Origin of the sequence: Vreelandella neptunia (genome assembly GCF_034479615.1) — a bacterium.
Classification (GTDB): domain Bacteria; phylum Pseudomonadota; class Gammaproteobacteria; order Pseudomonadales; family Halomonadaceae; genus Vreelandella; species Vreelandella neptunia.
In genome coordinates this window covers 2,064,101-2,090,108 of record NZ_CP140255.1, presented here as the reverse complement: position 1 = coordinate 2,090,108, position 26,008 = coordinate 2,064,101, and the positions used below count along the sequence as shown (strand labels likewise).

Sequence of the window (26,008 nt, the reverse complement as noted above, 5' to 3'; positions counted from 1 at the left end):
GGGCGCATCGCCAGTGCGATGCGCCCATTAGGTTACAGCAAACGCGGTCAAATTAGTTGACGGCGTCTTTCAGCGCTTTACCTGCTTTGAAGCTGGGTACTTTTGCAGCGCTGATCTGGATTGGCTCACCCGTTTGTGGGTTACGGCCAGTACGAGCAGCACGCTCTTTGATCGCGAAGGTACCAAAACCTACCAGTGATACGCTTTCGCCCTTCTTAAGGCTATCGGTGACAGACTCCACCATGGCATCCAATGCGCGGGTTGCCGCTGCTTTAGGAATATCTGCAGACGCGGCAATGGCTTCAATCAGCTCGGACTTATTCACTCTTCACCCCTTGACTGTTTCAAAAAAATGGCTCTGAACGGCATGGTCACCGATGGAACGATCAAAGCATAGCTGCGTTTTATAGCAATGCCTTGAAACATCTGTCAAGCAACCATGCCGCGAAATACCCGCCACACAAGCAGCGGGCATATATTAAGTAAAATTAAAGACCAACGAGGACTTTAACAGCTTAATGAGTACTAGCAACGACGTTATTACTAAACGATGCTTCGGTGCTTTGCAATGGCGCACCACCTTCTACCTGATCAGCTAGCGCTACGGCTAAGACATCATCTATCCAGCGTACCGGACGAATATCCAATGCACCTTTGATATTGTCAGGTACTTCCTTGAGATCACGGCGGTTTTCTTCAGGAATTAGCACTGTCTTTATACCACCGCGGCGGGCTGCCAGCAATTTCTCCTTCAGTCCGCCTATCGGCAATACTTCACCGCGGAGATTGACTTCACCGGTCATTGCCACATCGCAGCGCACCGCCCGCTGGGTGTAAGCGGAAACAATCGCCGTCACCATGGCAATACCCGCACTGGGCCCATCTTTAGGCGTAGCCCCTTCGGGAACGTGGATGTGCAGATCCTCTTTTTCGAACCGCTCTGGATCAATGCCATACGCTTCAGCCCTGGCGCGGACCACGGTATGGGCAGCGCTCACCGACTCTTTCATCACATCGCCTAGCGAACCGGTCTTGTTAATACGCCCTTTGCCCGGCGTCACCACTGATTCGATGTTGAGTAACTCGCCGCCCACCGATGTCCAGGCAAGCCCTGTGACTCGGCCGATCTGGTCGTCTTGCTCCGCTAAGCCATAACTGTAGCGTCGTACGCCCGCGTAGTGTTCGATTTGCTCTGCCGTTAAGCTCTGGCCCGCTTGGTCGGCTTGCGGGTCACGCTCTTTTTCTAGCCGTTCACGCAACACTTTACGTGATACCTTGGCAATCTGCCGCTCTAGCTCACGCACACCCGCTTCTCGCGTGTAGTAGCGAATAAGCTCTAAAAGTGCGCTATCTTCCAGCGTTAACTCATCGCCTTTCAAGCCGTTCGCAGCTAGCTGTTTGGGCAATAAATAGCGTTTTGCGATCGCCAGCTTCTCATCTTCGGTGTAACCCGGTAGACGAATAATCTCCATGCGATCAAGCAGTGCGCTGGGAATATTCATCGAGTTAGCGGTACAGATGAACAGCGTCTCAGAGAGATCGTAGTCGAGCTCCAGATAGTGATCGCTAAAGCTGTTGTTCTGTTCAGGATCAAGCACCTCGAGCAGAGCAGAAGCCGGATCACCGCGGTGATCCATACCTAACTTGTCGACCTCATCCAACAGGAAGAGTGGGTTTTTAACCCCGGCGCGGCTCATGCGTTGCATCAACTTACCCGGCAAAGAGCCAATATAGGTACGCCGATGGCCGCGAATTTCCGATTCATCCCGGACGCCCCCAAGCGCCAAGCGTACATATTTACGATTGGTGGCACGGGCGATGGACTGGCCAAGGGAGGTTTTACCCACCCCTGGTGGCCCAACTAGGCATAGCACAGGGCCTTTCATTTTGCGCACGCGCTTCTGTACGGCAAGATATTCCAGGATGCGCGCCTTGACCTCCTCCAGGCCATAATGATCTTCATCAAGTACCTGCTGCGCTTTGACGAGATCATGCTTTACGCGCGTACGCTTTTTCCATGGAACGGCGACTAACCAGTCCAGGTAGGAGCGCACTACGGTCGCCTCGGCAGAGTTTGAGGCCATCATTTTGAGCTTGTTGAGCTCTTGTGTGGCTTTCTCAGACGCTTCCTTCGGCATGCCGGACTCTTTAATCGCCAGCTCGTACTTTTCGGCCTCATTGGGCACATTATCCAGCTCACCCATCTCTTTCTGGATAGCTTTCATCTGCTCATTGAGGTAGTACTCGCGCTGGGTCTTCTCCATCTGCTCTTTGACACGCGAGCGAATGCGCTTCTCTACTTGCAGCAGGTCTATTTCAGACTCGATCAACGCCATCAGATGCTCAATACGATCGCGCACTCGATCCATCTCAAGCAGCTCTTGCTTGTCGCCAATTTTGAGCGACAGATGGGCACAAATGGTGTCCACCAAGCGGCTTGGATCTTCAATCCCCGACAGTGAATTAAGCACTTCATTGGGGACTTTTTTGGAGAGCTTGACGTACTGTTCAAACTGATTGAGCAACACGCGAACCAGCGCTTCCTGCTCACGGCTGGTCAGCGGCTCACTCTCTCGGGGCGTTAAATGCGCCTGAGTGTAGCCTGCGGCATTCTCTTCGACATTGAGAACATCCGCTCGGAAATTACCCTCAATGAGCACCTTGACCGTGCCATCGGGCAACTTAAGCAGCTGCATGATATCGGCCACGGTGCCCATCGCGTAAAGATCCGCGTTGTCAGGCTCATCTTGAGACGCTTCACGCTGAGCCACCAGTAGCACACGCTTATCAGCCTCCATCGCCGCTTCGAGCGCCTGGATAGACTTTTCACGACCTACAAAAAGAGGGATGACCATTTGCGGATAAACAACCACATCGCGCAATGGCAAAAGGGGTAGACATTGTGTCTGTTCGGCGTTCTGCTGCATCGCAGACGTTCCTCGACAAATCGGATGAGTACTTAAAAGAGTACTTGGAAAAGTACTGCACACCTTTAAAAAATGCTGGCGTTTGAGACGTTAGCATTGCATAGGCGAAGCAGTAACACTTCACGAATTAGGCTTTATAGCTCTCTAGCTAGACCACCAGGCTTCACAACACGCTTTATAAGGGCTCTCTACGGCAGAGCTCTACAAGAACACTCTACAACAACAAGGGGTCGCCTTGGCGACCCCTTGATTTAGCGCAAGCGGTTGAAGCTGGGCCGCGATACTCGACTAGCCACTAGCCATCAGTGCCGTCGACACGTGCTTCTTCCTGCTGAGAGTAGATCAACAGAGGTTCGCTTTCTCCGGCAATCACAGAGCCATCGATGACGACTTTGCTAACGCCTTCCAGCGAAGGAATTTCGTACATGGTATCCAGCAGCACCGACTCTAAAATAGAGCGCAGCCCGCGAGCACCTGTCTTACGCTCCATGGCTTTTTCAGCCACCGCTCGTAACGCTTCATCTCTGAACTCTAGCGTTACATCTTCCATTTCAAACAGTTTGGCGTACTGCTTAACCAACGAGTTCTTGGGCTCTGTCAGAATCTGCACCAAGGCGTCTTCGGTGAGCTCCATCAGCGTTGCAATGATCGGCAGTCGACCCACGAACTCAGGGATCAAGCCAAATTTCACCAGATCATCTGGCTCGACATCGGCCAGCAGTTCACCCACCCCACGGGAGGACTCCTTGCTTTTCACCGCCGCATTGAAGCCGATACCGCCTTTCTCAGCACGATCACGAATAACTTTATCCAGCCCCGCAAAAGCACCGCCGACAATAAACAGAATGTTGCCCGTATTGACTTGGACAAACTCCTGCTGGGGGTGTTTGCGCCCGCCTTGAGGCGGCACAGAAGCCGTCGTACCTTCAATAAGTTTCAGCAATGCTTGCTGAACGCCTTCACCCGAGACATCACGAGTGATCGAAGGGTTATCCGACTTGCGTGAAATCTTGTCGATTTCATCGATATAAACAATGCCGCGCTCGGCTTTCTCGACGTCGTAATCGCATTTCTGCAACAGCTTTTGGATGATGTTTTCGACATCTTCACCGACATAGCCGGCTTCCGTCAGCGTGGTTGCATCCGCAATGGTAAAGGGTACATTCAGTAGCCGTGCCATGGTTTCCGCAAGCAGCGTTTTACCGCTACCGGTGGGGCCAATCAGCAGAATGTTTGATTTACCTAGCTCTACATCGCCGTCGCGTACATCGGTTTTCAAACGCTTGTAGTGGTTGTATACCGCTACGGAAAGCACCATTTTGGCGCGATCCTGTCCGATAACGTAGTCATCAAGCGTATGACGTATTTCACGAGGCGTAGGTAAACGCTCCTCATCGCTCTCGGCATCGGCTTCGAGAACTTCCTCGCGAATGATGTCATTACACAAGTCGACACACTCATCGCAGATATAGACGGATGGGCCCGCAATCAGCTTACGTACTTCGTTTTGGTTTTTGCCACAAAACGAGCAGTAGAGCAGTTTGCCACCTTCGTCTTTGCCTTTGCCGTCGGCCATTCGTATACCTCTATCACTGCGGCGGCTTTCGCCGCCGGAAAAGCTCGTTAGAAAAGCAGAATCCTATCACGCTATCAGGATGTAGGCCGCTTATCCAGCACTGCATCAATCAAACCATACTCTTTGGCTTTATTGGCGCTCATGAAATTATCCCGATCGGTATCACGTGAAACGCTTTCAATATCCTGACCCGTATGGTGGGCAAGAATTTGGTTCAGTTTCTCGCGAATACCCAGAATCTCACGGGTATGAATTTCAATGTCAGACGCTTGGCCTTGGTAACCACCCAGCGGCTGGTGAATCATGACACGTGAGTTGGGCAGGCAGTAACGCTTGCCAGCAGCGCCAGCTGTCAATAACAGCGCACCCATGCTGGCCGCCTGACCAATACACACCGTAGAGACATCCGGCTTCACAAACTGCATAGTGTCATAGATCGACATACCCGCGGTGACAGAACCACCTGGTGAATTGATATACAGGTGGATATCTTTATCGGGGTTTTCCGATTCCAGGAACAGCAGCTGGGCAACAACCAGATTAGCCATGTAGTCTTCTACAGGGCCTACCAGAAAGATCACACGCTCTTTTAACAGGCGTGAGTAAATGTCGTAGGCTCTTTCCCCTTTGGCGCTCTGCTCAACCACCATGGGCACTAAACCGCCGGCGTTTTGAATATCAAACTCACTCATTCAGGTGATTCCTTGCGTCCGGGAAGGGAAAGGCGCACCGACATAGAGGTGCGCCACGTTCCAGGGTGTTAGGCGCTCGCTTGCTCGCCCTCTTCAGCACCCTCATCTTGCTCTGCCTGCTGTTGCGCAGCGGCAAGGGCTTGCTGATAAGACATTTCAACGTCTTTAATGTTCGTTTGCTCAAGCAGCTTAGCCACCGCCTTCTCTTCGAGAATGGCGGATTTCACCTGGGTTTTCAGCTGCTCGTTGCCCATGTAGTAGCTCACCACTTCATCAGGATCTTGGTACTGCTCAGCAAGCTCGGTCACTTTTGCTTTGATAGCGTCATCGTCAGCATCGAGTTCGTTAGCTTTGATCACTTCCGCCAGCAACAAACCGACCTGAACACGGCCCTTGGCCTGCTCTTCGAACAGTTCGTTGGGCAATTGGCTGACATCAAAATCTTCTCCTAGGCCAAACTGCTGCGCCGCTTGGCGCTTCATGCCGTCAGTTTCCTGCTGAACGAGCGCGCTAGGCACCGGAATTTCGTTAACCTTTTTCAGCGCATCGAGCACTTGTTGCTTAACCCGGTTATCAACGGCTTGCGCCGCTTCACGGGTCATGTTTTTCTTGATTTCAGCGCGGAATTTTTCCTGATCGCCGCCTTCAACGCCAAAACGCTCGATAAATTCAGCGTCTACTTCGGGCAATTGCTGACTGCTGACTTTGTGTACCGTTACCTTGAAGGTGGCTTCTTTACCGGCTAAATGCTCGGCCTGGTAATCTTCAGGGAAGGTGACGTTAAGGGTCTTCTCTTCGCCCGCTTTGGCACCAATTAACTGCTCTTCAAAGCCTGGAATAAAGCTATTGGAACCAATGACCAACGTGTGGCCTTCGGCGCTGCCGCCTTCAAATGGTTCATCACCAATGTAACCTTGGAAATCAATAGTTACCTGATCACCGTCAGCGGCCGCAGCGTCCACCTCTTTCCAGGCCGCGTTTTGCTTACGCAGCGTATCGATCATCTCATCGACATCCGCATCGCTAACCGAAACCACCGGACGCTCAATCTCTGTACCTTCGATAGAGGTCAGCTCAACCTGCGGGTAGATCTCCATAACCGCAACAAACTCTAAATCTTTACCAGACTCATTGACCGATGGTTCAATTTGCGGGAAGCCAGCAGGGTTCAGGCCCTCTTCGGTAATAGCGCGCACATAACGCTCACGCATTACTTCGCTGACAACCTCGTTACGTACGTCTTGGCCGTAGCGCTGCTGTACTACTGCCATTGGCACCCGGCCCTGGCGAAAACCATTCAAGCGAACGTTCTTCGCGGTGTCTTTCAAGCGAGCACTAACGGCCCCGTCAATTTCGGCCGCCGGCACTTGAATGGTAATGCGACGTTCGATCTGGGAGGTCGTCTCGACAGAAACTTGCATGAATTGTCCTCTAACGGCTGGGCGTTGTGTTGATTGCATGTAATTGTGCTGATTGGATCTAAAAAGATCAAAGGGTCAATTTTAAGAACCCCAACGCATAGTGGCAAGCGCCATGCTCGCAACATGGGGGCAGTGATTTTAAAAACAAGGGAATATGCGAGCAATTAACTGCTTTATGGCGTGTTTAGCTCAATTAGGAGCTCCACGCTGCGTCATTTTTACCATTCTACTGCTTTGTGCGTCTTGCAGCGACTTTTTCAATCGCTGCAGTAAAACGCTAGCTGGATTGACGCTCCCCCGACCACCAAAGGCTTATCGCATGAAGCAACACGCCCAGAGTGGCACCATGAGAGATGAACACTTGCCAGCTGATCCAATCAGTAAACAGCGCGTGCCAGCCCCCCATTATGGCCATCCCCAACAACAGCATAACGACTAACCGCATACAAAGCCGCGGCAATCGGCGACGCGCCTCCGCGGCCAGTAAGCGCCACTGAATAACAGTTACAAACGCCACCAGTGCTAAGGCGAAGATAATTAGCGTCTGGCGGGTTTCATGCCCGCCCGCCATATAGCGCGGCAGCGTTGCCAGCATAACGATACATAAGCCCAGCGCAACGCTAATGCGCTCAGGCGAGGTAGGCGCTCGCTGCATCGCTTAAGCCACCTCTAATTGCTGGGCAACGATCCACTCTTCCACCCAGGGCACAGCAGCATCATCGGCCATAAACGTCTCCATGGCGTCGACTTCTAATCGCTCCCCTAATCGCGTCGCGCCATGATCCGCCAGCAGCTCGTCAAGCGCACGACCAGCGCCGCAAAAAGTATCTCCATACGAGCTATCACCGAGTGCAATAAGTCCGTAGCGAAGCTTGGTAAGCGTGGGACTCTGATCACGCAACTGACGCACGAAGGGCACAAAACTGCCGGGAAAATCACCACTACCCGTGGTCGATACACAAAACAGCGCCAAATCAGCGTCACCGCTGGCAATATCATCGACAGATGGCTGTTCAACAATTTCCACAGCGTAACCGGCCTGTTCAAATAGGGGCTTCACTTGCTCTGCCACATCAAGGGCACCGCCATACATGGTGCCCACCAAAATATTCAGCTTCGGCATCGTCACTCCCCTGTCAAAGTGTCACAGTGCCAACCGTTAAGTCGACAAATACCCGATGAATTTGCTCAAATATTAACATGGCTGGTTAGAATGAGACACATCACCCACAACGGGTGATTCACAAGTAGCACACAGGAGTGGCTATGCAGCAAACCTTTGAGACCTGGATTACCCCGTTAATGATTGGCGGTCTAATCATATTTATGTGCTTTATTATCTGGGATCTGGCCAAAAAATCGAATGCAGGCAAATTTGGCACCATCATGCTATTTGTCGTGCTGGGTGCAGGCATGCTGGGCTACGTCATTAAGGTAGTCATCACTTGGCTAATTGAAAGCGGCGGTATTTAAGAGACATCAAGAAACAAGCACCACATGAGCGCTCTTATCAACATGCCCATTAAAAACAGAGAAGGAGCGCCCGCAGGCACTCCTTATAATAGGCATGAGTCTTTGTCGGCATGAGCTTTTGAGACTATGATTTTTTAGAGGCGATAAGTTTTAGAGGCTATGAGCGCAGCCAGACAGCTTGGCATAGATTGCGCCCACAGCCTAAAAATAACTACTCGCCGCCTACATATTGCTCAACCTGCTGTTTGAGCTTTTGCCCTGGACGAAACGTCACGACCCTCCGAGCAGAGATGGGGATCTCTTCACCGGTTTTGGGGTTACGTCCCGGTCGCTCGCGCTTATCACGCAGATCGAAGTTACCAAACCCCGATAGCTTTACCTGTTCGTTTTCACGAAGGCAGGCTCGAATTTCTTCAAAAAAAGCTTCGACCATGGCCTTCGCTTCTCGCTTCGACATTGCTAGCTCAGCGTGCAAATGCTCGGCTAGCTCTGCTTTGGTCAACGCACCCATAAGGCTTCTCCTTATCCTTGAAGCAAAAACAGCAACAAACGCTCTGTATAAACATACAACATACAGTAGCAAACGCATTGCCAAGAACGTGATAAGCATCGTGGCGTGGCCCAGATGAATATTAGCCGCGCAGCTCCGCATCCAGCTTGACACGCACTTGTGTCACAATTGAATCGACCAACTGGTTGATTTCCTCGTCGTTTAGCGTGCGCGATGGATGCTGCCAGGTCAAGCCCAATGCAATACTCTTGTGCCCTTCGGCCACACCTTTACCTGCATAAACATCGAATAACTTGATATCTTGCAGATACTCCCCTGCCTGTTGCTTGGCACAATCCAGCAGTGCCTGCACAGGAGTCGTCTCCTTGAGTATAAACGCCAAATCACGCCGCACCTCAGGAAAGCGCGATAGCGGTTCAAAGGCAGGAATCCGGCCTTGGCTAAGCGCATCAAGTCGTACCTCAAACAGCACCGCATCCATCTTCAAGCCAAGCGTTGCGCGCACTTGAGGGTGCAGGGTGCCGATCCAACCTGCGGGCTCTCCACGATGCAGCAGCTGCGCACTTTGACCAGGATGAAGCGCAGGATGTTCTGCAGGCTCAAAGCGCCATGCGTCAGCGTCACCGCCCAAGGCCAGGACACTCTCCAAATCGCCCTTTAGGTCGTAAAAGTCTACGCGGCCTTTAGCATCACTCCAGCCCTCGGCTTCACGTGGGCCACATACCAGGGCACCGAGCATCGGCACTTGTGACAACGCATCCAACTCTCCGTTAAACACGAGCCCAGTTTCAAACAGCCGCACCCGGGTTTGCTGACGGTTGAGGTTATACTCCATGGCGCGCACCAAGCCGGGAAACAAACTAGCACGCATCACCGACAGATCAGCCGAGATAGGGTTAGCTAGCGCCGGGCTTACGGCGTCAGGCAGCATGGTCGCTTGCAGCTCGGGAGCCACAAAGCTGTAGGTAATCGCTTCCTGGAAACCGCGGGCAACCATCTGGCGGCGTAGCCGCGCATGGGTAAGCGTTGCCTCGTCTGCCGAACGAAGCGCCAAGCGTGCCGCCGGGCGGCGAACCGGCAAATTATTGTAGCCATGGATACGCGCCACTTCTTCGATGAGATCTTCTTCGATGGCCAGATCAAAACGCCAACTTGGCGCGGTGACTGCCCAACCGGCCTCCTGTACGCTCACATCAAGCCCTAGGCGCTGCAAGATATCGGTCACATCTTCACTGCCGAGAGTCTTGGAAAGCGCCTTTTCCAAACGCGCACTGCGCAACAGAATCGCGCGCTCTGCAGGCATATGTTCAGCACTTTGTGCCTCAACGACAGGCCCGGCTTGGCCGCCGCAAATCTCAATCAAAAGCTGTGTGGCCCGCTCGACGGCAACGGGCGTCAGCAGTGGATCGACGCCGCGTTCAAAACGGTGCGATGCATCGGTGTGCAGTCCGTAGGAGCGGGCTTGACCAGCAATGGCCAGCGGTGTGAAGAACGCTGATTCAAGGAAAATAGTCTGGGTATTTTCATTAACACCGGAGTTTTCACCGCCCATCACCCCTGCCATGGCTAGCGGGCCGGAATGATCGGCAATGATCAGCGTTTCAGGACGCAGCGCCACTTCATTACCATCAAGCAGCGTTAGCTTCTCGCCTGGCTTGGCCATGCGAACCACTATGCCTTCTTGCAGGTTGTCACGATCAAAGGCGTGCATTGGCTGGCCCAATTCCAGCATCACGTAATTGGTAATATCCACCACCGGGTCAATCGAGCGCACGCCACTGCGGCGAAGACGTTCTACCATCCACAGCGGTGTTTCAGCCTGAACATTGACGCCCTTGATAATGCGGCCGATATAGCGCGGGCACTGCTCGGGTGCTTCAATGCTCACCGGGAAGCTATCCTCAACCTCAGCAGCCACCGGCGCTATTGCTGGCCCATTAACCGACAACCGGTTAAGCACACCGACTTCTCGTGCCAGTCCCTTAATACTCAGGCAGTCCCCTCGGTTAGGCGTCAGGTCGACCTCAATCGTCATATCATTTAAATGCATGAACTCTCTGAAGTCGATTCCCACTGGTGCGGATGACGACAGCACCAGAATGCCGGGCGAGGTCTCTTCTTCAAGCCCCAGCTCCGACGCTGAACAGATCATGCCGCGCGACTCAACGCCGCGTAGCTTGGCTTTTTTGATTTTAAAGTCGCCCGGTAGCACGCCGCCTACCTGGGCAAAGGGAATTTTCTGACCAACATCAACATTGGGCGCTCCGCACACAACCTGCACAGGCTCAGCACTACCATCATTCACGGTGCATACATTGAGCTTGTCCGCGTCAGGGTGCTTCTCTTTACTCAGCACCTCAGCCACCACTACACCGCTGAATGCGGCGGCTACCGCTTCAACAGCGTCGACTTCCAAGCCCGCCATGGTGATTTGGTCGGCCATTGCCTGCGTTTCAAGCTGCGGCGATACCCACTCACGCAGCCACTGTTCTGAAAATTTCATCTTTGATCCTGTATTCGGCGGCGGTCTTAAGCGAATTGACGTAAAAAGCGCAGATCGTTTTCAAAGAACAGGCGCAAATCATTCACGCCGTAGCGCAGCATGGCCAAACGCTCAGCCCCCATTCCGAAGGCAAAACCGGTATAGCGCTCGGTATCAATACCCGAATGACGGAAGACCTCTGGGTGCACCATGCCGCACCCCATCACTTCCAGCCAACCGCTATGGGAGCATACTCGACAACCTGCGCCACTACACATCACGCACTGAATATCCACTTCGGCGGAAGGTTCAGTGAATGGAAAATAGGATGGACGGAAACGCACAGAAAGATCGTCGCGCTCGAAAAATGCCTGCAGAAAGTCTTCGATCGTCCCCTTAAGGTCAGCAAAGCTAACCCCCTCATCGACCAACAGACCCTCCACTTGATGGAACATGGGTGTGTGGGTTAAATCTGAGTCACTGCGATAGACGCGCCCTGGGCAAACGATACGGATGGGTGGTTCGCTGCTTTTCATAGTGCGCACTTGCACCGGTGAGGTATGAGTACGCAGCAGGCGGGTGGCATCAAAATAGAAAGTATCAGCCATACCACGAGCGGGGTGGTGCGCGGGAATGTTGAGGGCTTCGAAGTTGTGATAATCATCTTCAATTTCAGGCCCTACCGCCACGTCATAACCAATACGTGTGAAAAGACCCTCTATGCGCTCAAGCGTACGCGTGACGGGATGCAACCCACCGCTGGCCTGGCCACGCCCTGGCAATGTGACATCGATACTTTCAGCGGCTAAACGGGCATTAAGCGCAGCACTCTCAAGCTGCTCGCGCTTAGCATCAATTTCATCGGCCAGTGTTTGCTTGGCCTGGTTAATACGCTCACCCGCTGCAGGGCGCTCTTCGGCTGACAGCTTCCCCAGGCCTTTCAGCAAGGCAGTTACCTCACCTTTCTTACCTAAGTAGCGTACTCGTAACTCGTCTAGTGCGGCGACACTCTGCGCAGCCTGTATGGCGTCGCGAGCCTCAGATACCAGAGTAGGAAGGTGATCCATCCGTTTCACTCCGAATTAAGCGGTGTCCATCCAGGAAAATGGCGTGGCACGTTGAAGGTGACAAAAAAACAGGGGAAGAGCGGCTGCTCTTCCCCTGGATGGGTCACTCTGAAATGACCTCAGGCACGTCACACGGGCGCAAGCCCTGTGCATATTACCTTATTGGGCAGCCTTGGCTTTTTCCACGATGGCTGCAAATGCAGCCTTCTCGTGTACTGCCAAATCGGCCAATACTTTACGGTCGATTTCGATACCGGCTTTCTTAAGACCGCCCACAAAGCGGCTGTAAGACATACCGTTGACGCGCGCACCGGCGTTAATACGCTGGATCCATAGCGCGCGAAACTGGCGCTTACGGTTGCGACGGTCACGATAGGCGTACTGACCTGCTTTGATAACGGCCTGCTTGGCAACGCGGAAAACGCGCGAACGGGCACCGTAGTAACCTTTAGCAAGCTTCAATACTTTTTTATGGCGACGACGCGCTACTACGCCACGTTTAACTCGAGTCATAACACACTCCTGACTTTAAGGCTGAGGCAAAAAATTTGTGCGCTCAGAAAAACAAAATCCCGACTTACAGATTCGGCAGCATACGCTGGATAAGCGCTTTGTCGGACGCATGGATCTGTTTCATTCCACGCAGTTGACGCTTACGCTTGGTCGACTTCTTGGTCAAGATGTGGCTACGGAAAGACTGCTTGTGCTTGAAGCCATTAGCAGTCTTCTTGAAGCGCTTGGCAGCGCCGCTGTTGCTTTTGATTTTCGGCATGAGGAAAACTCCGCTCGATATTTTTTAGAAAACCCAGGGCCGACCACCGGTTTAACGGTGGCCCGTTGACATCGCCGTTGGATCACTTCTTTTTCGGGGCAATAATCATGATCATTTGGCGGCCTTCCATTTTCGGAAAAGCCTCTACCACTCCGATCTCTTCCAGGTCTGCCGCGATCCTTTCCATCAGCTTACGGCCGATATCCTGGTGCGCCATTTCACGACCACGGAAGCGCAGTGTGACCTTGCCCTTGTCACCACCTTCCAAAAAGCGCGTCAGGTTTTTAAGCTTGACCTGATAATCGCCTTCATCGGTGCCAGGACGGAATTTAACTTCCTTAACCTGGATTTGCTTCTGCTTCTTCTTTTGAGCCGCTTTCTGCTTCTTGGTCTCAAAAACGAATTTGCCGTAATCCATAATCTTACAGACGATGGGGTCGGCATTCGAAATTTGCACGAGATCTAAGCTTTCAGATTCAGCACGCTCTAGCGCTTCGGTGGTGGGCACGACACCCAACTGTTCACCGTCGCTACCAATAAGGCGTACTTCTTCTTCGACAATTCGCTCGTTCATTGGTGGGCGTTTGTCTGCTGGACGCCCGCGCTGGTTGCTTCTCTTGATCGTTCCGTCTCCTTAGGCAATTGACGATGTCGCCAGGGCTGCTCTCTCGGCAGTATGGCGTTCAATAAATTCATCGACCGTCATTGTACCGAGGTTTTCGCCGCTGCGTGTTCGCACGGCCACTGAGTCAGCTTCGACTTCCTTATCTCCCACCACAAGGAGATAGGGAACTTTCTGTAACGTATGCTCACGGATTTTAAAGCCGATCTTCTCGTTCCTCAAGTCCGCTTTAACACGCAAGCCACTTTTTTGCAGGCGTTTCTCTAATTCAAGCGCATATTCACGCTGGGAATCGGTGATAGTCATGACAACCGCCTGCTGAGGCGCCAGCCATAATGGCATAGCGCCAGCATAATGTTCAATCAAGATGCCAATGAAGCGCTCCATGGAACCAACAATAGCACGATGCAGCATTACCGGCGACTTGCGCTGCCCCTCTTCGGTCACATACTGAGCGCCAAGACGCTCTGGCATCATAAAATCGACCTGCATGGTACCGACCTGCCATTCACGCCCCAGGCAATCTTTCATATGATACTCGATCTTGGGGCCGTAGAACGCACCTTCGCCAGGAAGTTCCTGCCATTCAACGCCGCAGCTTTTTAATGCGCTACGTAACGCATCCTCTGCCCGATCCCAAACTTCATCACTTCCAATACGTTTTTCTGGACGAAGGGCAATTTTAATAGCTATATCATCAAAGCCGAAATCGCCATAAACCTTCAACGCTTGGCGATGAAAAGCAGTTACTTCAGGCTCAACCTGAGCTTCTGTACAAAAAACATGGCCATCATCTTGCGTAAATGCCCGTACACGCATAATGCCGTGCAATGCACCCGAGGGCTCGTTACGGTGGCATCCACCAAACTCACCAAAACGTACGGGCAATTCGCGATAGCTTCGCAAGCCGGAATTAAACACCTGAACGTGTCCAGGGCAGTTCATCGGTTTGAGAGCATACTCACGCTTTTCGGACTCGGTAAAGAACATGCCGTCCGCGTAGTTATCCCAGTGCCCTGATTTCTTCCATAGTGAAACGTCCATAATCTGAGGACAGCGTATTTCTTGATAACCACCCTCTTTGTAGACGCCTCGCATATATTGTTCGATCTGCTGCCATAGCGCCCAGCCGTTTGGATGCCAGAATATCATCCCCGGCGCCTCTTCCTGCATGTGGAAGAGATCCAGTCGACGCGCCAACTTACGGTGATCGCGCTTCTCCGCCTCTTCGAGACGTTTGACGTAAGCCTTAAGCTGTTTCTTGTCGCCCCATGCGGTGCCGTAGATACGCGTCAGCATGGTATTGGCAGCGTCTCCGCGCCAATAGGCCCCCGCCAGCTTAGTTAGTTTGAAGGCTTTTAAGTGGCGAGTATTAGGCACGTGCGGCCCGCGGCACATGTCGGTGTACTCTTCGTGATGATAAAGCCGGATCGTCGCATCATCAGGGATATCGCGAACAATTTCCTGCTTGTAGGGCTCATCACGATGCAAAAAGGTCAGCATTGCCTGGTCACGATCAACATACTCGCGCACCACATCGTACTCACGCTCGATCAGTGACTGCATACGCGCTTCGATAGCTTCCAGATCTTCCGGTGTAACGGATTGACCAAACTCAATATCGTAGTAGAAACCGTCTTCAATAACTGGCCCGATGGCCATTTTGGCCTCGGGGTACATCTGCTTAACCGCATGCCCAATGAGGTGAGCGCAGGAGTGGCGAATAATTTCCAGCCCTTCAGCATCCCGGGCAGTAATTATCGCCACCGTTGCGTCTTGCTCAATCAGGTCAGCGGCATCTACCAGCACACCATCGATCTTTCCAGCGATGCAGGCCTTAGCCAAACCAGGGCCAATGGATTCTGCGAGCTGCATAATGGTTAGCGGTGCTTCAAACGTCTTTTGACTGCCGTCGGGCAGAGTAACAATAGGCATTCGGGTTCCTTGAGCGCAGTGGTGATCCATACCAAGGATCACATTTCGCTATCAATGGTCTTTGGGGAGTGCAAAACAAAAACAGCAGCAAGACTAGCAGACTTGCTGACGGCTTAAAATAAAAACGGGAGGCATAAGCCTCCCGTTTATTTACCTGTGGAATACCGCTAGCATTTTATTGCCATACAGCAAACCTCAGAAGATAAGTAAACTTAGTTCCACTCATCCAGTTCAACGCGACGATTCTGGAAGCGGCCTTCTTCAGTCTCGTTAGAAGCGATCGGACGCTCTTCACCGTAACCTACGGCACGCATACGGTTAGCTTCAACGCCACGGCTTGCTAAGTAGTTAGCAACAGATTGAGCACGCTCTTGTGACAAGTTTTTGTTGTACTCGTCAGAACCGCGTGAATCAGTGTGTCCTTCGATGCTTACGCGAACATCAGGATTGCTAACCAGACGCTCAGCAACACCGTTCAATACATCCTGCGCGGTGGAAGTCAACTGCGCAGAGTCAAATTCGAAGTTAACTTCACGTAGCACAACGCTATCTGGGCAACCCAGGGCGTTCACTTCTACGCCAGCAGGCGTATTCGGGCACTGATCACGGTAATCAGGCACACCGTCGTTATCGGAATCAAGCGGGCAACCATTGGCATTCACTTCAACGCCAGCAGGTGTGCCTGGGCACTGATCACGGTAGTCCGGCACGCCGTCACCGTCAGAATCCAACGGGCAACCTTCGGCGTCAACTGCAACACCAGCAGGCACTTCACCATAGCTCGGGCACTGAGGAGCAACCGGCTCAGGCGTACGATCAGCACATAGCAGACCGCCGATAGCAGCGCCGGCAACAGCACCAGTAGCAGCACCGCTCTCTTCATCAGAACTACTGCTGGTGGCGTAGCCAATGCTGCCACCGATAACACTGCCGGCCAGACCACATACCGCAGGATGCTGGTACCAGCTGCGGTCGCTACTAGCGCTTGCTTGGCCGGAAGACTGTGAGGCCGAGCTGGCACAGCCAGAAAGGCCAACTACCAGTGCAGAACCGATTAGCAAACCAGTCGTTGATTTTTTCATGCAAGACTCCTTCTTGATCCAATGCTGAAATGGTCATAATGACCAAATCTGTCCAATGCTTCTTATTTGCGAGAGCATCCATTTTTCGCCTGTCCTGTATCACCAGTTTTGCGCCAAGCTATCAATACTAATATCTGTGTACTAAATGCTCATCACCCAGTAAATACAAGACGGTGTGCCCATCATTAACGCTTACGCGCTGAAAGACAACAATGCCAAGATATCAACTTCTTGCCAATACCGACATCCTTCAGCATAGCAAAATTGCCGCAATGGGCACTAAAAAATAGTTTGCTATGCTTTTGGGCGGCTTAAACCGCTCAAAACCAGTCATTAATGCAGCGCTTTACTGCCTTGGGAACGCCATTTCAGCACTGCCCGAGCAGACTCTAATACAGCATCGCGCATCTCATTTTCTACCATCAACCGCTCTTTGTCTTCCTGCATACGCTCTCGGGGGGACAATTGTTGACGGGCGGTATGGGTATTCAAGTGCTGAGTGCGGCTATAATGCTCGGCAAATGCTTTAAATTCAGTTCGTTCCGTCAAACTAGGATCAATGATCTCAAGTAGCACCTTACAACGCCAGGCACCCTCGGTAATATCGACCTGCTCCTGAACCAGCGCGCTTGCTACATAATCTAGGTTGTCTAAGCTATTTTGTTGAGCACGAGCATCTTCATCGCGACGATAAGCTTCTCGACGACCTACCTCTTTGCGTAACGACCATGCGTAGAAACACAACCCTACAATGACTACAATCGCTACGATGAGTAATACCAACGCTACCGTTGAGTTCATGAAACTCCTCATTAAGCGAATAAATTACTTGACGAAAATTGTACACCCTTATACCACCATTATGCCAATGGCATCCAGAATTGAGTTTCATTTAGCTAGCTGAATGGATGCCCCACTGATCATTCGCTGGGCAGAATTACCAAACCAGCGTTGCAGCGTAGTGATCAAGTATTAACGCTCCGAACACACCCAATAGGTAGCGTATCGAGAACCAGAACGCACCGATGGGAGCCGCAGGATCCTGCCCACGCCACACTCGCCAATTCCAGACCATAAAGCGGGCATTAAGACATACCACGATGAATAGATATAGTGCGCCACTCATACCTATCATCACAGGCAATAGTGTGGTTAACACTGTTAACCATGCATACAGCCAAATTTGTAGCCGTGTAAAAGGAATGCCGTGGGTAACAGGCAGCATAGGGATACCTGCCCGCGCGTAGTCATCGCGCTTATGAATCGCCAGCGCCCAGAAATGTGGTGGCGTCCAGGCAAAAATAATCAGCATTAAAAGCAAAGGCTCGGGGGTAATTTGCCCAGTAATAGCGACCCATCCCAGCAGCGGCGGTGCAGCACCAGCCACCCCGCCGATAACGATATTTTGTGGTGTCGCCCGTTTTAAAAAAGCGGTATAAATCAGTGCATAACCAATTAAGGAAGCAAAGGTTAGCGCAGCCGTTAAATGGTTAACCTGCCATGCCAATAGCGCAACACCCGCGACCGAAAGCAAGCACGCCCAACCTAGCGCAACCGCCACGGGCAGCCGCTTACTTGCCACAGGACGGCGAGACGTTCGGGTCATGACCGCATCCAAGTGGCGGTCTATGACATGGTTAAAAGCTGCTGCACCGCAAGAGGCCAAACCGATACCCGCTAAACCAAGAATAACGTTCGTCAATGGCGGTAGGCCCGGGGTGGCTAATGCCATGCCTACGGCAGTGCACACCAACATAACGGCAACAACTTTCATTTTGCACAGGCCCAGCAGCTCTTTCCAGCCCCACACCATAGAAGGCACTGCCGTGGGTAGCGTCATTGTTATATTTCGCATGGCATGCTTCCCTTTTATTGAGCGATAACGTTGTTATACGGTGAATGAGTCGTCGTTGAGTAAACGCCAGACTCTTGGTAGCGCCAACGCCACCAGGCCCACACAAGCCCGACGGCCAGCGCAATGGCGCCTGCTGTGTGAAGAAGAGCCAGCCATAGCGGCAACCAAAGCACCACATTGGCCACCCCCAATGCCGCCTGCAGCGCATACAAACCGACAACAATTGCTAGCGGCCTTACAACACTCTGCCAATGCCGATAACGCCACCATAGCGCTATTAGCCCGACACCAAGCAACAATGCCCCCAGGCGATGAGTCACTTGAATCGCGGTACGTGCATCGGCATGTAAATGCCCATGTAGGTAATTGGGCCCCACAGTCTGGGTGAGATGAAAACCCTCGCTGATATCCATGGTGGGTATCCACTGTCCATTACAAGTAGGAAAACCTTGGCAGGCAATGCCTGCATAATTGCTGGACACCCAGCCGCCGAGAGCCAATTGCACTACCAGTAAACATGCCGCAACACCCCACCACGCATTAACTCGCCGAGGCTCACTAGTAGGCCTTGGCGCCACGGCGAGGCGTAAGCGAAGATGCAGCCAAAAGAACAGCAGCAATACACTCAAACCGCCCAGTAGGTGAAGGGTAACGACTTGAGGCCATAGCTTGAGCGTAACAGTGAAGGCACCAAAGGCGCCCTGAAGCAAAATAACCACCAGCAGAATCAAGCTTAGGCGCCACGGGTAATCGCGACGATGTCGCAACGGCCAGCCCAAGGCTACAACGCTAATGACCACCAATCCGAGCAGCGTTGCTATATAGCGATGCACCATTTCTACCCACGCTTTAAAGGGCTCCAACGGCACATCGGGATGGCGAAGCGTGGCGAGATCATTATCGGGAACCAATAATTTGCCGTAGCAACCTGGCCAGTCAGGACAACCTAAACCAGCATCGACTAAGCGTGTCCAGGCGCCTACCAGCATCACTACGGTAGTAAACAGAGTGCCGAGCAGTGTTAATCGCACTAACCAGCGCAAGCGGCGCTCAAATGAATCGTGCATGGCGTTTCCTTAACAGCAGAGGTTAGCGCGCTTTATTGAGGATTCACTTTAAGTAGATGCTGGATATCCTCAAGCACATACTTAGTGGCTACGTTGGCCTCAAAGGCCAGTGCTGGTCGCCCCATTGGGTCAAACAACCAAACCGAATTGGCTTGATGCCACGGGGGCAAGTGTTGCCATTCGCTGGTCGTTTCTCCTGGTAGTGGTTCGGGATCCCCGCCAATCCGTAAACGGGTCAACCTCGGCGCCTCGCGCCCTAAAGCACGGTGTAAACGCCAAAACTCGTCCTTACGTTGTTCGCACTGCTGAGCACAGTCAAAGGCCAATATCCACTCCTCTTGGTTATTGACCGCCGCTGTTGTTAAAGGCCATTCGTCAAGCATGGGCAATTCCAGCTCCACATTTCCGTGAGCGGTATGGCGATCTGGAATACCGATGCGTAACTCGACCATTCCCCAAGCAGCCACCATGGGCGCCGCAAAAACGACAAAAATAAGGATTAGCTTGAGCCGCTGACGGCGAATATATCTGGCGTCCTGCATACTTTTCACCTCTGTTTATTTTTATTAACTAACACTTTTTTATCAGCGCCGTCGCGACGCAGTTTATATCCGCCAATAAACATAACTATCAAGGCCGCCAGTGCCAGCCCCCACCACTGAAAGGCATAGCCCATATGCCGACTGGGCGGCATCACATTGGCCTCCCACCATGGGGTCAAGACTCCATCGCCTTCGCTGGCGTGCAACCAGCCTGGGTAACTAAACGCGCCTAGCGAATCGTGCCAGGGTTCAAGGCTAAGCTGCTGTAGCCTTACCCCTTCTCTATTTTCGCCGTATAGCGGCCCGCCGGACTGAACCTCCTGCCACTCGCCTATCACTTCGACCGTACCATTGGGCGTAGCTGTCTGCGGCGTTTCGCGACGCGGCCCGGTGGCTGAGAAGCCACGCTGTACCAGCCAAAGCTGACCGAAACTATCACGCAGCGGGGTTAGTACGGCCACCCCCACTCTTCCGTCTACAACGCGATTATCCAAATAGAGCGTTTGCTCCGCCAAATACTGCCCACGCAACGTTACCTGGGCGCCTTGCGCTGGCTGCTCGGTAGGCTGCACTAAGGCAGGGGCAGCATCGCGAACGGCGATGGCTAATCGCTTGTCATCTGCCCGTTCCCACTGCCATAGTCCTAAACTAATACCTAACGCCACCAGCAAACTCCAAAACAGATACCAACCATAAAAACGCCATTGTCGAGAGGGATTCATCATGTGGTTACAACTACTCATTGCCGCCGTGTTTATTGCGATGGTTATCAGCTTGGCCGCAGGCGCCATTTTCCTGATTAGAGATAACGTCTCTTCCCGCCGCCTATTACTCTCTCTCAAATGGAGAATTGGATTAGCCTGTCTGCTCATGGCCCTCATTATTTTCGGCTATTGGTCGGGCCAGTTAGGCTAATGCCGTTATAAGACGTAGACAAAAATAAACAGCCCAACCCACACCACATCAACAAAGTGCCAATACCAGCAAGAAGCCTCAAAACCGAAATGGTTTTCGTCGCCAAAGTGCCCCTTTATAATGCGTACCAGCATAGCGGCTAAAATCAGCGTGCCGATAATCACGTGCACACCATGAAAGCCGGTTAAAATAAAGAATGTGGCTCCGAAAATCCCGGCTTCCAAGGTAATGCCGTAATGGGCGTAGGCCTCGTAATATTCGATACCCTGGATCATGATAAAGCAGCAACCCAATAGCACAGTTCCCGTTAACCAGTTGCGGCATGTTTTCCGGTCACCCACTTTTAAAGCTTCGTGAGCAACGGTGAGCGTGATGCTGGAAGTTATCAAAATCAGCGTATTGACGAGAGGCAGTTGCCACGGGCTAAAGACTTGTTCAGGGCCGGCAATGGATGTGTCTGGTGGATTTAGCAAAGGCCACGTGGCGACAAAATCGGGCCACAGTAATGCAGAAACACCTTTTGCCCCCTCACCACCTAACCATGGAATAGCAAACATGCGTACATAAAACAGCGCGCCAAAAAAGGCGGCAAAAAACATTACTTCCGAAAAAATAAACCAGCCCATCCCCCAGCGAAATGAGCGATCCATCTGCTCGTCATAAAGCCCACCACGAGACTCACTAATGACGTCACGGAACCAGAGCCCCATCACCGCAAGAATGCCCACCACGCCGATTAACACCAGCGGTAGCCCGGTGTCGTAAACGAGTTTAATACCCGTGCCGACCATCATGGCGCCTAAGGCAACCGAGCCGAGAACAGGCCATCGGCTACTCGCCGGAACATAATAGCTACCACTGCTCATATCGCTTCTCCCGCCGCTTTATTGTTTTTGGGATCGTTTTTGAGATAGATCTGGAGATCGCTCTTAGTACTGTTCTTAGAACTGTTCTTAGAACTATGATTAAGCATGTTATCTAGTGAAGCGCTTTGAATCGTATGCTCGACCGGATACAGGGTATATACCAGCGTAATGGTATTAATATCTGTAGGTAGATCACGAGATAACTGGAATACCAAAGGAATAGTTAAACGCTCATCACCCTGCAAGTGTTGCTCTTGAAAGCAAAAACAGCTGATTTTGCGTAAATGTGTGGTGGCAGTAGAGGGAGACACGCTAGGTACTGCCCGCCCCCAGCTTTCACTGGGACTATTATTGGTAAAAGTAAAATCGACTTCCGCCATTTGGCCTGGATGCACGCTCATCTGGCGCATTTCAACGCTCATCTGCCACGGCAGGCCTGGGCTGCCCCGGGTAATAAATTGCACGTTTATATAACGCGATTCATCCACCTCCTCATGCACAATGCTTTGAGCTGTGGCATCCACTTTGCCGTTAATGCCGGTAATTTGACAAAAAACGTCATAAAGCGGCACTAAAGCAAAGGCAAACCCGAACATACCGACCAGTACGGCGACTGTCCTAATGACCGTGCGGCGCACTCCCACGCTGGCCTGCTCTTGATCGTCCATAATACCTCTTAGGCCCAATGACCCGTGTGGTTTATGCCATCTTAATGAGACGTACGGTGAAACACTGGTGGTTCTTCAAACGTGTGCAGTGGTGCTGGACTAGGCACTGTCCACTCTAAATCCTCTGCACCCTCCCAGGCTTTTGCTGGCGCTTTTTTGCCGCCGCGCACGCAAAGTATGACGCCCAACACAAATAGCAACTGAGATGCGCCAAAGAAGAAGGCACCGATGCTTGAGAGTAAATTAAAGTCCGCAAACTGAAGGGCGTAGTCAGGGATCCGCCGCGGCATTCCCGCCAAGCCCGCAAAGTGCATTGGGAAGAAAGTTAGATTGACACCAATAATCGAGAACCAGAAGTGCCACTGGGCCAGCTTCTCATTAGGGTAATGCCCGGTCCATTTAGGCAGCCAGTAATAGACCCCCGCCATAATCGCAAAGATCGCCCCCGGGACTAACACATAGTGGAAGTGGGCAACGACAAAGTAGGTATCGTGATACTGAAAATCTGCCGGCGCGATCGCCAGCATAAGCCCTGAAAAACCACCAATGGTAAACAGCACCACGAAGGCCAGAGCAAATAGCATCGGCGATTCAAAACTAATCGAGCCACGAAACAGTGTGGTTACCCAGTTAAATACCTTCACGCCGGTTGGCACAGCGATCAGCATGGTGGAATACATGAAAAACAGCTCTGCCACCAAAGGTAGACCCACTATAAACATATGGTGTGCCCAGACTAAAAATGACAGCAGTGCAATGGCCGCCGTGGCGTACACCATGGAAGCGTAACCAAACAGAGGCTTACGCGCGAAGGTGGGGATGATCGCTGAAACAATCCCAAAGGCGGGCAGAATCATGATGTATACTTCGGGATGCCCAAAGAACCAGAATAGATGCTGGAACAACACTGGATCCCCACCGCCTGCTGCGTCAAAGAAGCTAGTGCCAAAGTTGATATCCATCAACATCATCGTGATAACACCCGCTAGCACCGGCATTACCGCAATTAATAGGAAAGCGGTAATTAGCCATGTCCATACGAATAGCGGCATATCCATTAAACGCATACCAGGCGCACGCATATTTAAAATGGTCGCGATGATGTTGATGGCACCAAGAATGGAACTAATACCGGCAATATGTAACGCAAGAATAAAGAAGGTTGTCGAAGGTGGAGCAAAATTCGTTGACAGCGGCGCATAAAACGTCCAACCAAAATTAGGGCCGCCGCCAGGCATAAGTAGCGTTGAAAGTAGCAATGTGAATGAAACAGGAAGAAGCCAAAAGCTGAAGTTATTCAGTCGCGGTAACGCCATATCTGGCGCGCCAATCTGTAGCGGTATCATCCAGTTGGCTAAGCCGGTAAAAGCAGGCATTACCGCAGCAAACACCATAATCAAGCCATGCATGGTGGTCATCTGGTTGAAAAATTCAGGTTCAACCAGTTGCAGCCCGGGCTGGAAAAGTTCCGCCCTAACCACGAGGGCGAATATCCCACCGATGAAAAACATGGTTAGCGAAAAAATCAAATAAAGGGTGCCAATCTCTTTATGATTGGTGGTCAGTAGCCAGCGAAAAATGCCTTTCGGCGGCGCAGCATGTCCATGGGACTGCCCATCGGCGACGGCCGTGGTGCTATGTTGCAGCGGTGGCTGAGGAGGTAGTTTGGGCGCCATGTGTCTCTCCAAAATATTGTTGTTGTCTGATTGAGTGGCAAACCAATATCACTGGGCAATTAACTCAGCTACTGCAGAGGGTTGCACTACATCACCCGTATCATTACCCCAAGCGTTACGCGTATAGGTGACCACAGCCGCTATCTCAACAGGGTTTAAAGTGCTACGGAAAGCAGGCATAGCGGCACCCGATACACCGTTGACCACCTTATCTAAATGCCAATCCATATCATTGATGAGCTGTTCATTATTCGCCAACGCGGGGAAGGCGGGTGGCGAGCCTTGACCTTCGGCCTGATGACAAGAGGAGCAGATCGATTGGTACACCGATTCGCCGCGCTCCACGAGTTCATCCATTGCCCATTCACGGTCAACCCCCATGGCTTCCTGTTCAGCAGCCTCTTTACGCTCAGCCAGCCAGCCATCAAACTCTTCTTCCTCCACGGCGCGCACCACCACAGGCATAAAGCCGTGGTCGATACCACACAGCTCCGCGCACTGCCCGCGGTAAATACCCGGCTCATTGATCTTCACCCAGTTTTCATTAATAAAGCCGGGAATCGTATCTTGCTTAACCGCTAAATCCGGCACCCACCAAGAGTGAATAACGTCATCTGAGGTCATAAGAAAGCGTACTTTACGGTTTATCGGCAGCACCAGCGGCTCATCAACCTCTAGTAAATAGTGCTCTCCGCGAGTTTCTTCTCCACTGATTTGCGTTCTCGGCGTACTCATATTGGAGGTGAATGCCACATCTTCCCCCAGGTATTCATAACGCCAACGCCACTGCTGGCCGGTGATCATTACGTCCAGCTCAGCGTCTGATGAGTCGTACATGTTTTTTAAAGTTGCGGTGGCAGGCACCGCCATACCCACCAGGATCAAGACAGGGATAGCCGTCCATAACACTTCCACACTAGTGTGCTCATGAAAGTGGGCGGCCTTTGCACCTTTGGAATGGCGATAGCGAAACAGGGAGTAGAACATTGCCCCAAACACCACCAATCCAATCACGACACATATCCAAAATATGGTCATGTGCAGGCCGTAAATATCGCTACTCACATCGGTAACGCCGACAGGCATGTTCCAACCGTTCGTTTGAGCCTGCGATCCACTTGCAGCAAGGGATACGGCCATTAGCCACCACCGTGAACGCATAGAGACCTCCAGTTTTATTGTTGTTATTTCTTATCGTTAGATTAGGGTAGGATGAAATGAGATATTAGCAGTATAGAAAATATGTGCGATTCGTCACGCTTTGCTTCTTTAACGCTATCAACGCTTTTCAGCGGGCCGCAAACATGGCCAAAAAAATAAGCATCAAAACGAACAGTAGCGTGATCACCACCCCCGTAACGAGGTAGGCCGCGGGCCTGCCACTGCTAAAATCCTCTTCCCGCTTTTGATTACTTTGAACGCCTAGCAGGGCTGCTAACACTGACTTGATTACAGACCACATACTACCTCCGTTTTTTTGGCTCTCGTATCTATCTAAGACTGAAGGGTTAGCTTCTATAATCATAGGCCTATATAAGCATTTACAGCCACGTAAATGACCACCTATAGTTTCTCAATATGACATACTCAGCTAATTCTCAGGATCAGCGCCACCCAATGGAGTGCCTTATGCTCAAGCCCCACCTCGCCTTACCCATCACACTGTTTGTGATTATTCCACTGCTACTGGCAGGCTGTACGACTTACACTTGGCCGGATGGGTCTCAGGAAACCGTCATCGGCGTGGTGCCTGAAGAAGAGAATCAACGCTATGAGGAAGAACGCGTAGATGGCGTGCGCTATCGCATTCCCGATGAAATCCCGGAAAAGCGCGGCGAGTAATTATCAAAGTGTGGGTA

At 51.9% G+C, this 26,008-nt stretch carries 28 protein-coding genes; 3 read left to right on the top strand and 25 right to left on the bottom strand.

Annotation, left to right across the window (positions count from 1 at the left end; translation table 11 throughout):
- Positions 1-52: 52 nt before the first annotated feature.
- The 7 genes from SR894_RS09695 to SR894_RS09665 form a co-directional block, all read right to left on the bottom strand.
- On the bottom strand, positions 53-325 hold the full coding sequence (locus tag SR894_RS09695) for an HU family DNA-binding protein (RefSeq protein ID WP_035579518.1): 273 nt from the start codon (positions 323-325) through the stop codon (positions 53-55).
- Positions 326-515: 190 nt separating this feature from the next.
- Entirely contained in the window at positions 516-2,927 is a 2,412-nt protein-coding gene (lon, locus tag SR894_RS09690; protein ID WP_223289024.1) for an endopeptidase La, read from the bottom strand.
- A gap of 295 nt (positions 2,928-3,222) precedes the next feature.
- Positions 3,223-4,503, bottom strand: coding sequence for an ATP-dependent Clp protease ATP-binding subunit ClpX (gene clpX, locus SR894_RS09685; RefSeq protein ID WP_007114335.1), 1,281 nt, complete (start codon positions 4,501-4,503; stop codon positions 3,223-3,225).
- A gap of 74 nt (positions 4,504-4,577) precedes the next feature.
- Positions 4,578-5,195 (bottom strand): ATP-dependent Clp endopeptidase proteolytic subunit ClpP, encoded by a 618-nt coding sequence (gene clpP, locus SR894_RS09680; RefSeq protein WP_133732892.1) that lies wholly within the window; start codon positions 5,193-5,195, stop codon positions 4,578-4,580.
- A gap of 68 nt (positions 5,196-5,263) precedes the next feature.
- Positions 5,264-6,616 (bottom strand): trigger factor, encoded by a 1,353-nt coding sequence (gene tig, locus SR894_RS09675; protein WP_223289025.1) that lies wholly within the window; start codon positions 6,614-6,616, stop codon positions 5,264-5,266.
- A gap of 277 nt (positions 6,617-6,893) precedes the next feature.
- Positions 6,894-7,271 (bottom strand): hypothetical protein, encoded by a 378-nt coding sequence (locus SR894_RS09670; protein WP_223289026.1) that lies wholly within the window; start codon positions 7,269-7,271, stop codon positions 6,894-6,896.
- Positions 7,272-7,274: 3 nt separating this feature from the next.
- A complete protein-coding gene (locus tag SR894_RS09665) occupies positions 7,275-7,739 on the bottom strand; it encodes a flavodoxin (protein WP_133732895.1) in 465 nt (154 codons plus the stop codon).
- Between the two features lie 143 nt (positions 7,740-7,882).
- Here SR894_RS09665 and SR894_RS09660 point away from each other — a divergent pair, with 143 nt between their 5' ends.
- On the top strand, positions 7,883-8,089 hold the full coding sequence (locus tag SR894_RS09660; RefSeq protein ID WP_133732896.1) for a DUF2788 domain-containing protein: 207 nt from the start codon (positions 7,883-7,885) through the stop codon (positions 8,087-8,089).
- Between the two features lie 211 nt (positions 8,090-8,300).
- On the opposite strand, the gene SR894_RS09655 is transcribed toward SR894_RS09660, so the two are convergent.
- The 13 genes from SR894_RS09655 to SR894_RS09595 form a co-directional block, all read right to left on the bottom strand.
- Complete coding sequence (locus SR894_RS09655) at positions 8,301-8,600, bottom strand: integration host factor subunit alpha (protein ID WP_133732897.1); 300 nt, start codon at positions 8,598-8,600, stop codon at positions 8,301-8,303.
- Positions 8,601-8,721: 121 nt separating this feature from the next.
- On the bottom strand, positions 8,722-11,103 hold the full coding sequence (pheT, locus tag SR894_RS09650; RefSeq protein ID WP_133732898.1) for a phenylalanine--tRNA ligase subunit beta: 2,382 nt from the start codon (positions 11,101-11,103) through the stop codon (positions 8,722-8,724).
- Positions 11,104-11,129: 26 nt separating this feature from the next.
- Positions 11,130-12,149 (bottom strand): phenylalanine--tRNA ligase subunit alpha, encoded by a 1,020-nt coding sequence (pheS, locus tag SR894_RS09645; protein ID WP_007114343.1) that lies wholly within the window; start codon positions 12,147-12,149, stop codon positions 11,130-11,132.
- Between the two features lie 159 nt (positions 12,150-12,308).
- Positions 12,309-12,662, bottom strand: coding sequence for a 50S ribosomal protein L20 (rplT, locus tag SR894_RS09640; RefSeq protein WP_007114344.1), 354 nt, complete (start codon positions 12,660-12,662; stop codon positions 12,309-12,311).
- A 64-nt stretch (positions 12,663-12,726) separates the two neighbouring features.
- Positions 12,727-12,921 carry a 50S ribosomal protein L35 gene (gene rpmI / locus SR894_RS09635; protein WP_009724291.1) on the bottom strand — a complete coding sequence of 65 codons (195 nt, stop codon included), beginning with the start codon at positions 12,919-12,921 and terminating at the stop codon, positions 12,727-12,729.
- 82 nt (positions 12,922-13,003) lie between these two features.
- The gene (gene infC, locus SR894_RS09630; RefSeq protein ID WP_009287797.1) at positions 13,004-13,495 is read right to left on the bottom strand and encodes a translation initiation factor IF-3; all 492 of its coding nucleotides are present in this window, start codon (positions 13,493-13,495) and stop codon (positions 13,004-13,006) included.
- 60 nt (positions 13,496-13,555) lie between these two features.
- Positions 13,556-15,478 carry a threonine--tRNA ligase gene (thrS, locus tag SR894_RS09625; protein ID WP_133732899.1) on the bottom strand — a complete coding sequence of 641 codons (1,923 nt, stop codon included), beginning with the start codon at positions 15,476-15,478 and terminating at the stop codon, positions 13,556-13,558.
- 212 nt (positions 15,479-15,690) lie between these two features.
- Entirely contained in the window at positions 15,691-16,560 is an 870-nt protein-coding gene (locus SR894_RS09620; RefSeq protein ID WP_133732900.1) for an OmpA family protein, read from the bottom strand.
- 333 nt (positions 16,561-16,893) lie between these two features.
- On the bottom strand, positions 16,894-17,361 hold the full coding sequence (locus SR894_RS09615) for a DUF2489 domain-containing protein (RefSeq protein WP_133732901.1): 468 nt from the start codon (positions 17,359-17,361) through the stop codon (positions 16,894-16,896).
- A 136-nt stretch (positions 17,362-17,497) separates the two neighbouring features.
- Entirely contained in the window at positions 17,498-18,415 is a 918-nt protein-coding gene (gene cyoE / locus SR894_RS09610) for a heme o synthase (protein ID WP_133732902.1), read from the bottom strand.
- Between the two features lie 14 nt (positions 18,416-18,429).
- The gene (locus tag SR894_RS09605; protein ID WP_133732903.1) at positions 18,430-19,482 is read right to left on the bottom strand and encodes a COX15/CtaA family protein; all 1,053 of its coding nucleotides are present in this window, start codon (positions 19,480-19,482) and stop codon (positions 18,430-18,432) included.
- A 32-nt stretch (positions 19,483-19,514) separates the two neighbouring features.
- Positions 19,515-20,024: a hypothetical protein gene (locus SR894_RS09600; protein ID WP_133732904.1), complete on the bottom strand. Its 510-nt coding sequence runs from the start codon at positions 20,022-20,024 to the stop codon at positions 19,515-19,517.
- Between the two features lie 5 nt (positions 20,025-20,029).
- A complete protein-coding gene (locus SR894_RS09595) occupies positions 20,030-20,749 on the bottom strand; it encodes an SURF1 family protein (protein ID WP_133732905.1) in 720 nt (239 codons plus the stop codon).
- Between SR894_RS09595 and SR894_RS09590 the strand changes: the two genes are divergently transcribed.
- On the top strand, positions 20,748-20,939 hold the full coding sequence (locus SR894_RS09590) for a DUF2909 domain-containing protein (protein WP_133732906.1): 192 nt from the start codon (positions 20,748-20,750) through the stop codon (positions 20,937-20,939). The two genes, SR894_RS09595 and SR894_RS09590, sit on opposite strands and share 2 nt — an antisense overlap.
- Before the next feature lie 5 nt (positions 20,940-20,944).
- Here SR894_RS09590 and SR894_RS09585 read toward each other — a convergent pair whose 3' ends face one another.
- From SR894_RS09585 to SR894_RS09565, 5 genes are all read right to left on the bottom strand, one after another.
- Positions 20,945-21,805 carry a cytochrome c oxidase subunit 3 gene (locus SR894_RS09585; protein WP_133732907.1) on the bottom strand — a complete coding sequence of 287 codons (861 nt, stop codon included), beginning with the start codon at positions 21,803-21,805 and terminating at the stop codon, positions 20,945-20,947.
- On the bottom strand, positions 21,802-22,473 hold the full coding sequence (locus SR894_RS09580) for a cytochrome c oxidase assembly protein (RefSeq protein WP_133732908.1): 672 nt from the start codon (positions 22,471-22,473) through the stop codon (positions 21,802-21,804). The genes SR894_RS09585 and SR894_RS09580 overlap by 4 nt, the downstream gene beginning before the upstream one ends.
- Positions 22,474-22,514: 41 nt before the next feature.
- Positions 22,515-24,149 (bottom strand): cytochrome c oxidase subunit I, encoded by a 1,635-nt coding sequence (gene ctaD, locus SR894_RS09575; protein ID WP_133732909.1) that lies wholly within the window; start codon positions 24,147-24,149, stop codon positions 22,515-22,517.
- A 48-nt stretch (positions 24,150-24,197) separates the two neighbouring features.
- Positions 24,198-25,310 carry a cytochrome c oxidase subunit II gene (gene coxB / locus SR894_RS09570; RefSeq protein WP_133732910.1) on the bottom strand — a complete coding sequence of 371 codons (1,113 nt, stop codon included), beginning with the start codon at positions 25,308-25,310 and terminating at the stop codon, positions 24,198-24,200.
- 127 nt (positions 25,311-25,437) lie between these two features.
- A complete protein-coding gene (locus tag SR894_RS09565) occupies positions 25,438-25,611 on the bottom strand; it encodes a DUF2970 domain-containing protein (protein ID WP_133732911.1) in 174 nt (57 codons plus the stop codon).
- A 167-nt stretch (positions 25,612-25,778) separates the two neighbouring features.
- Here SR894_RS09565 and SR894_RS09560 point away from each other — a divergent pair, with 167 nt between their 5' ends.
- Entirely contained in the window at positions 25,779-25,991 is a 213-nt protein-coding gene (locus SR894_RS09560; RefSeq protein ID WP_133732912.1) for a hypothetical protein, read from the top strand.
- The last annotated feature ends 17 nt before the right edge of the window (positions 25,992-26,008 follow it).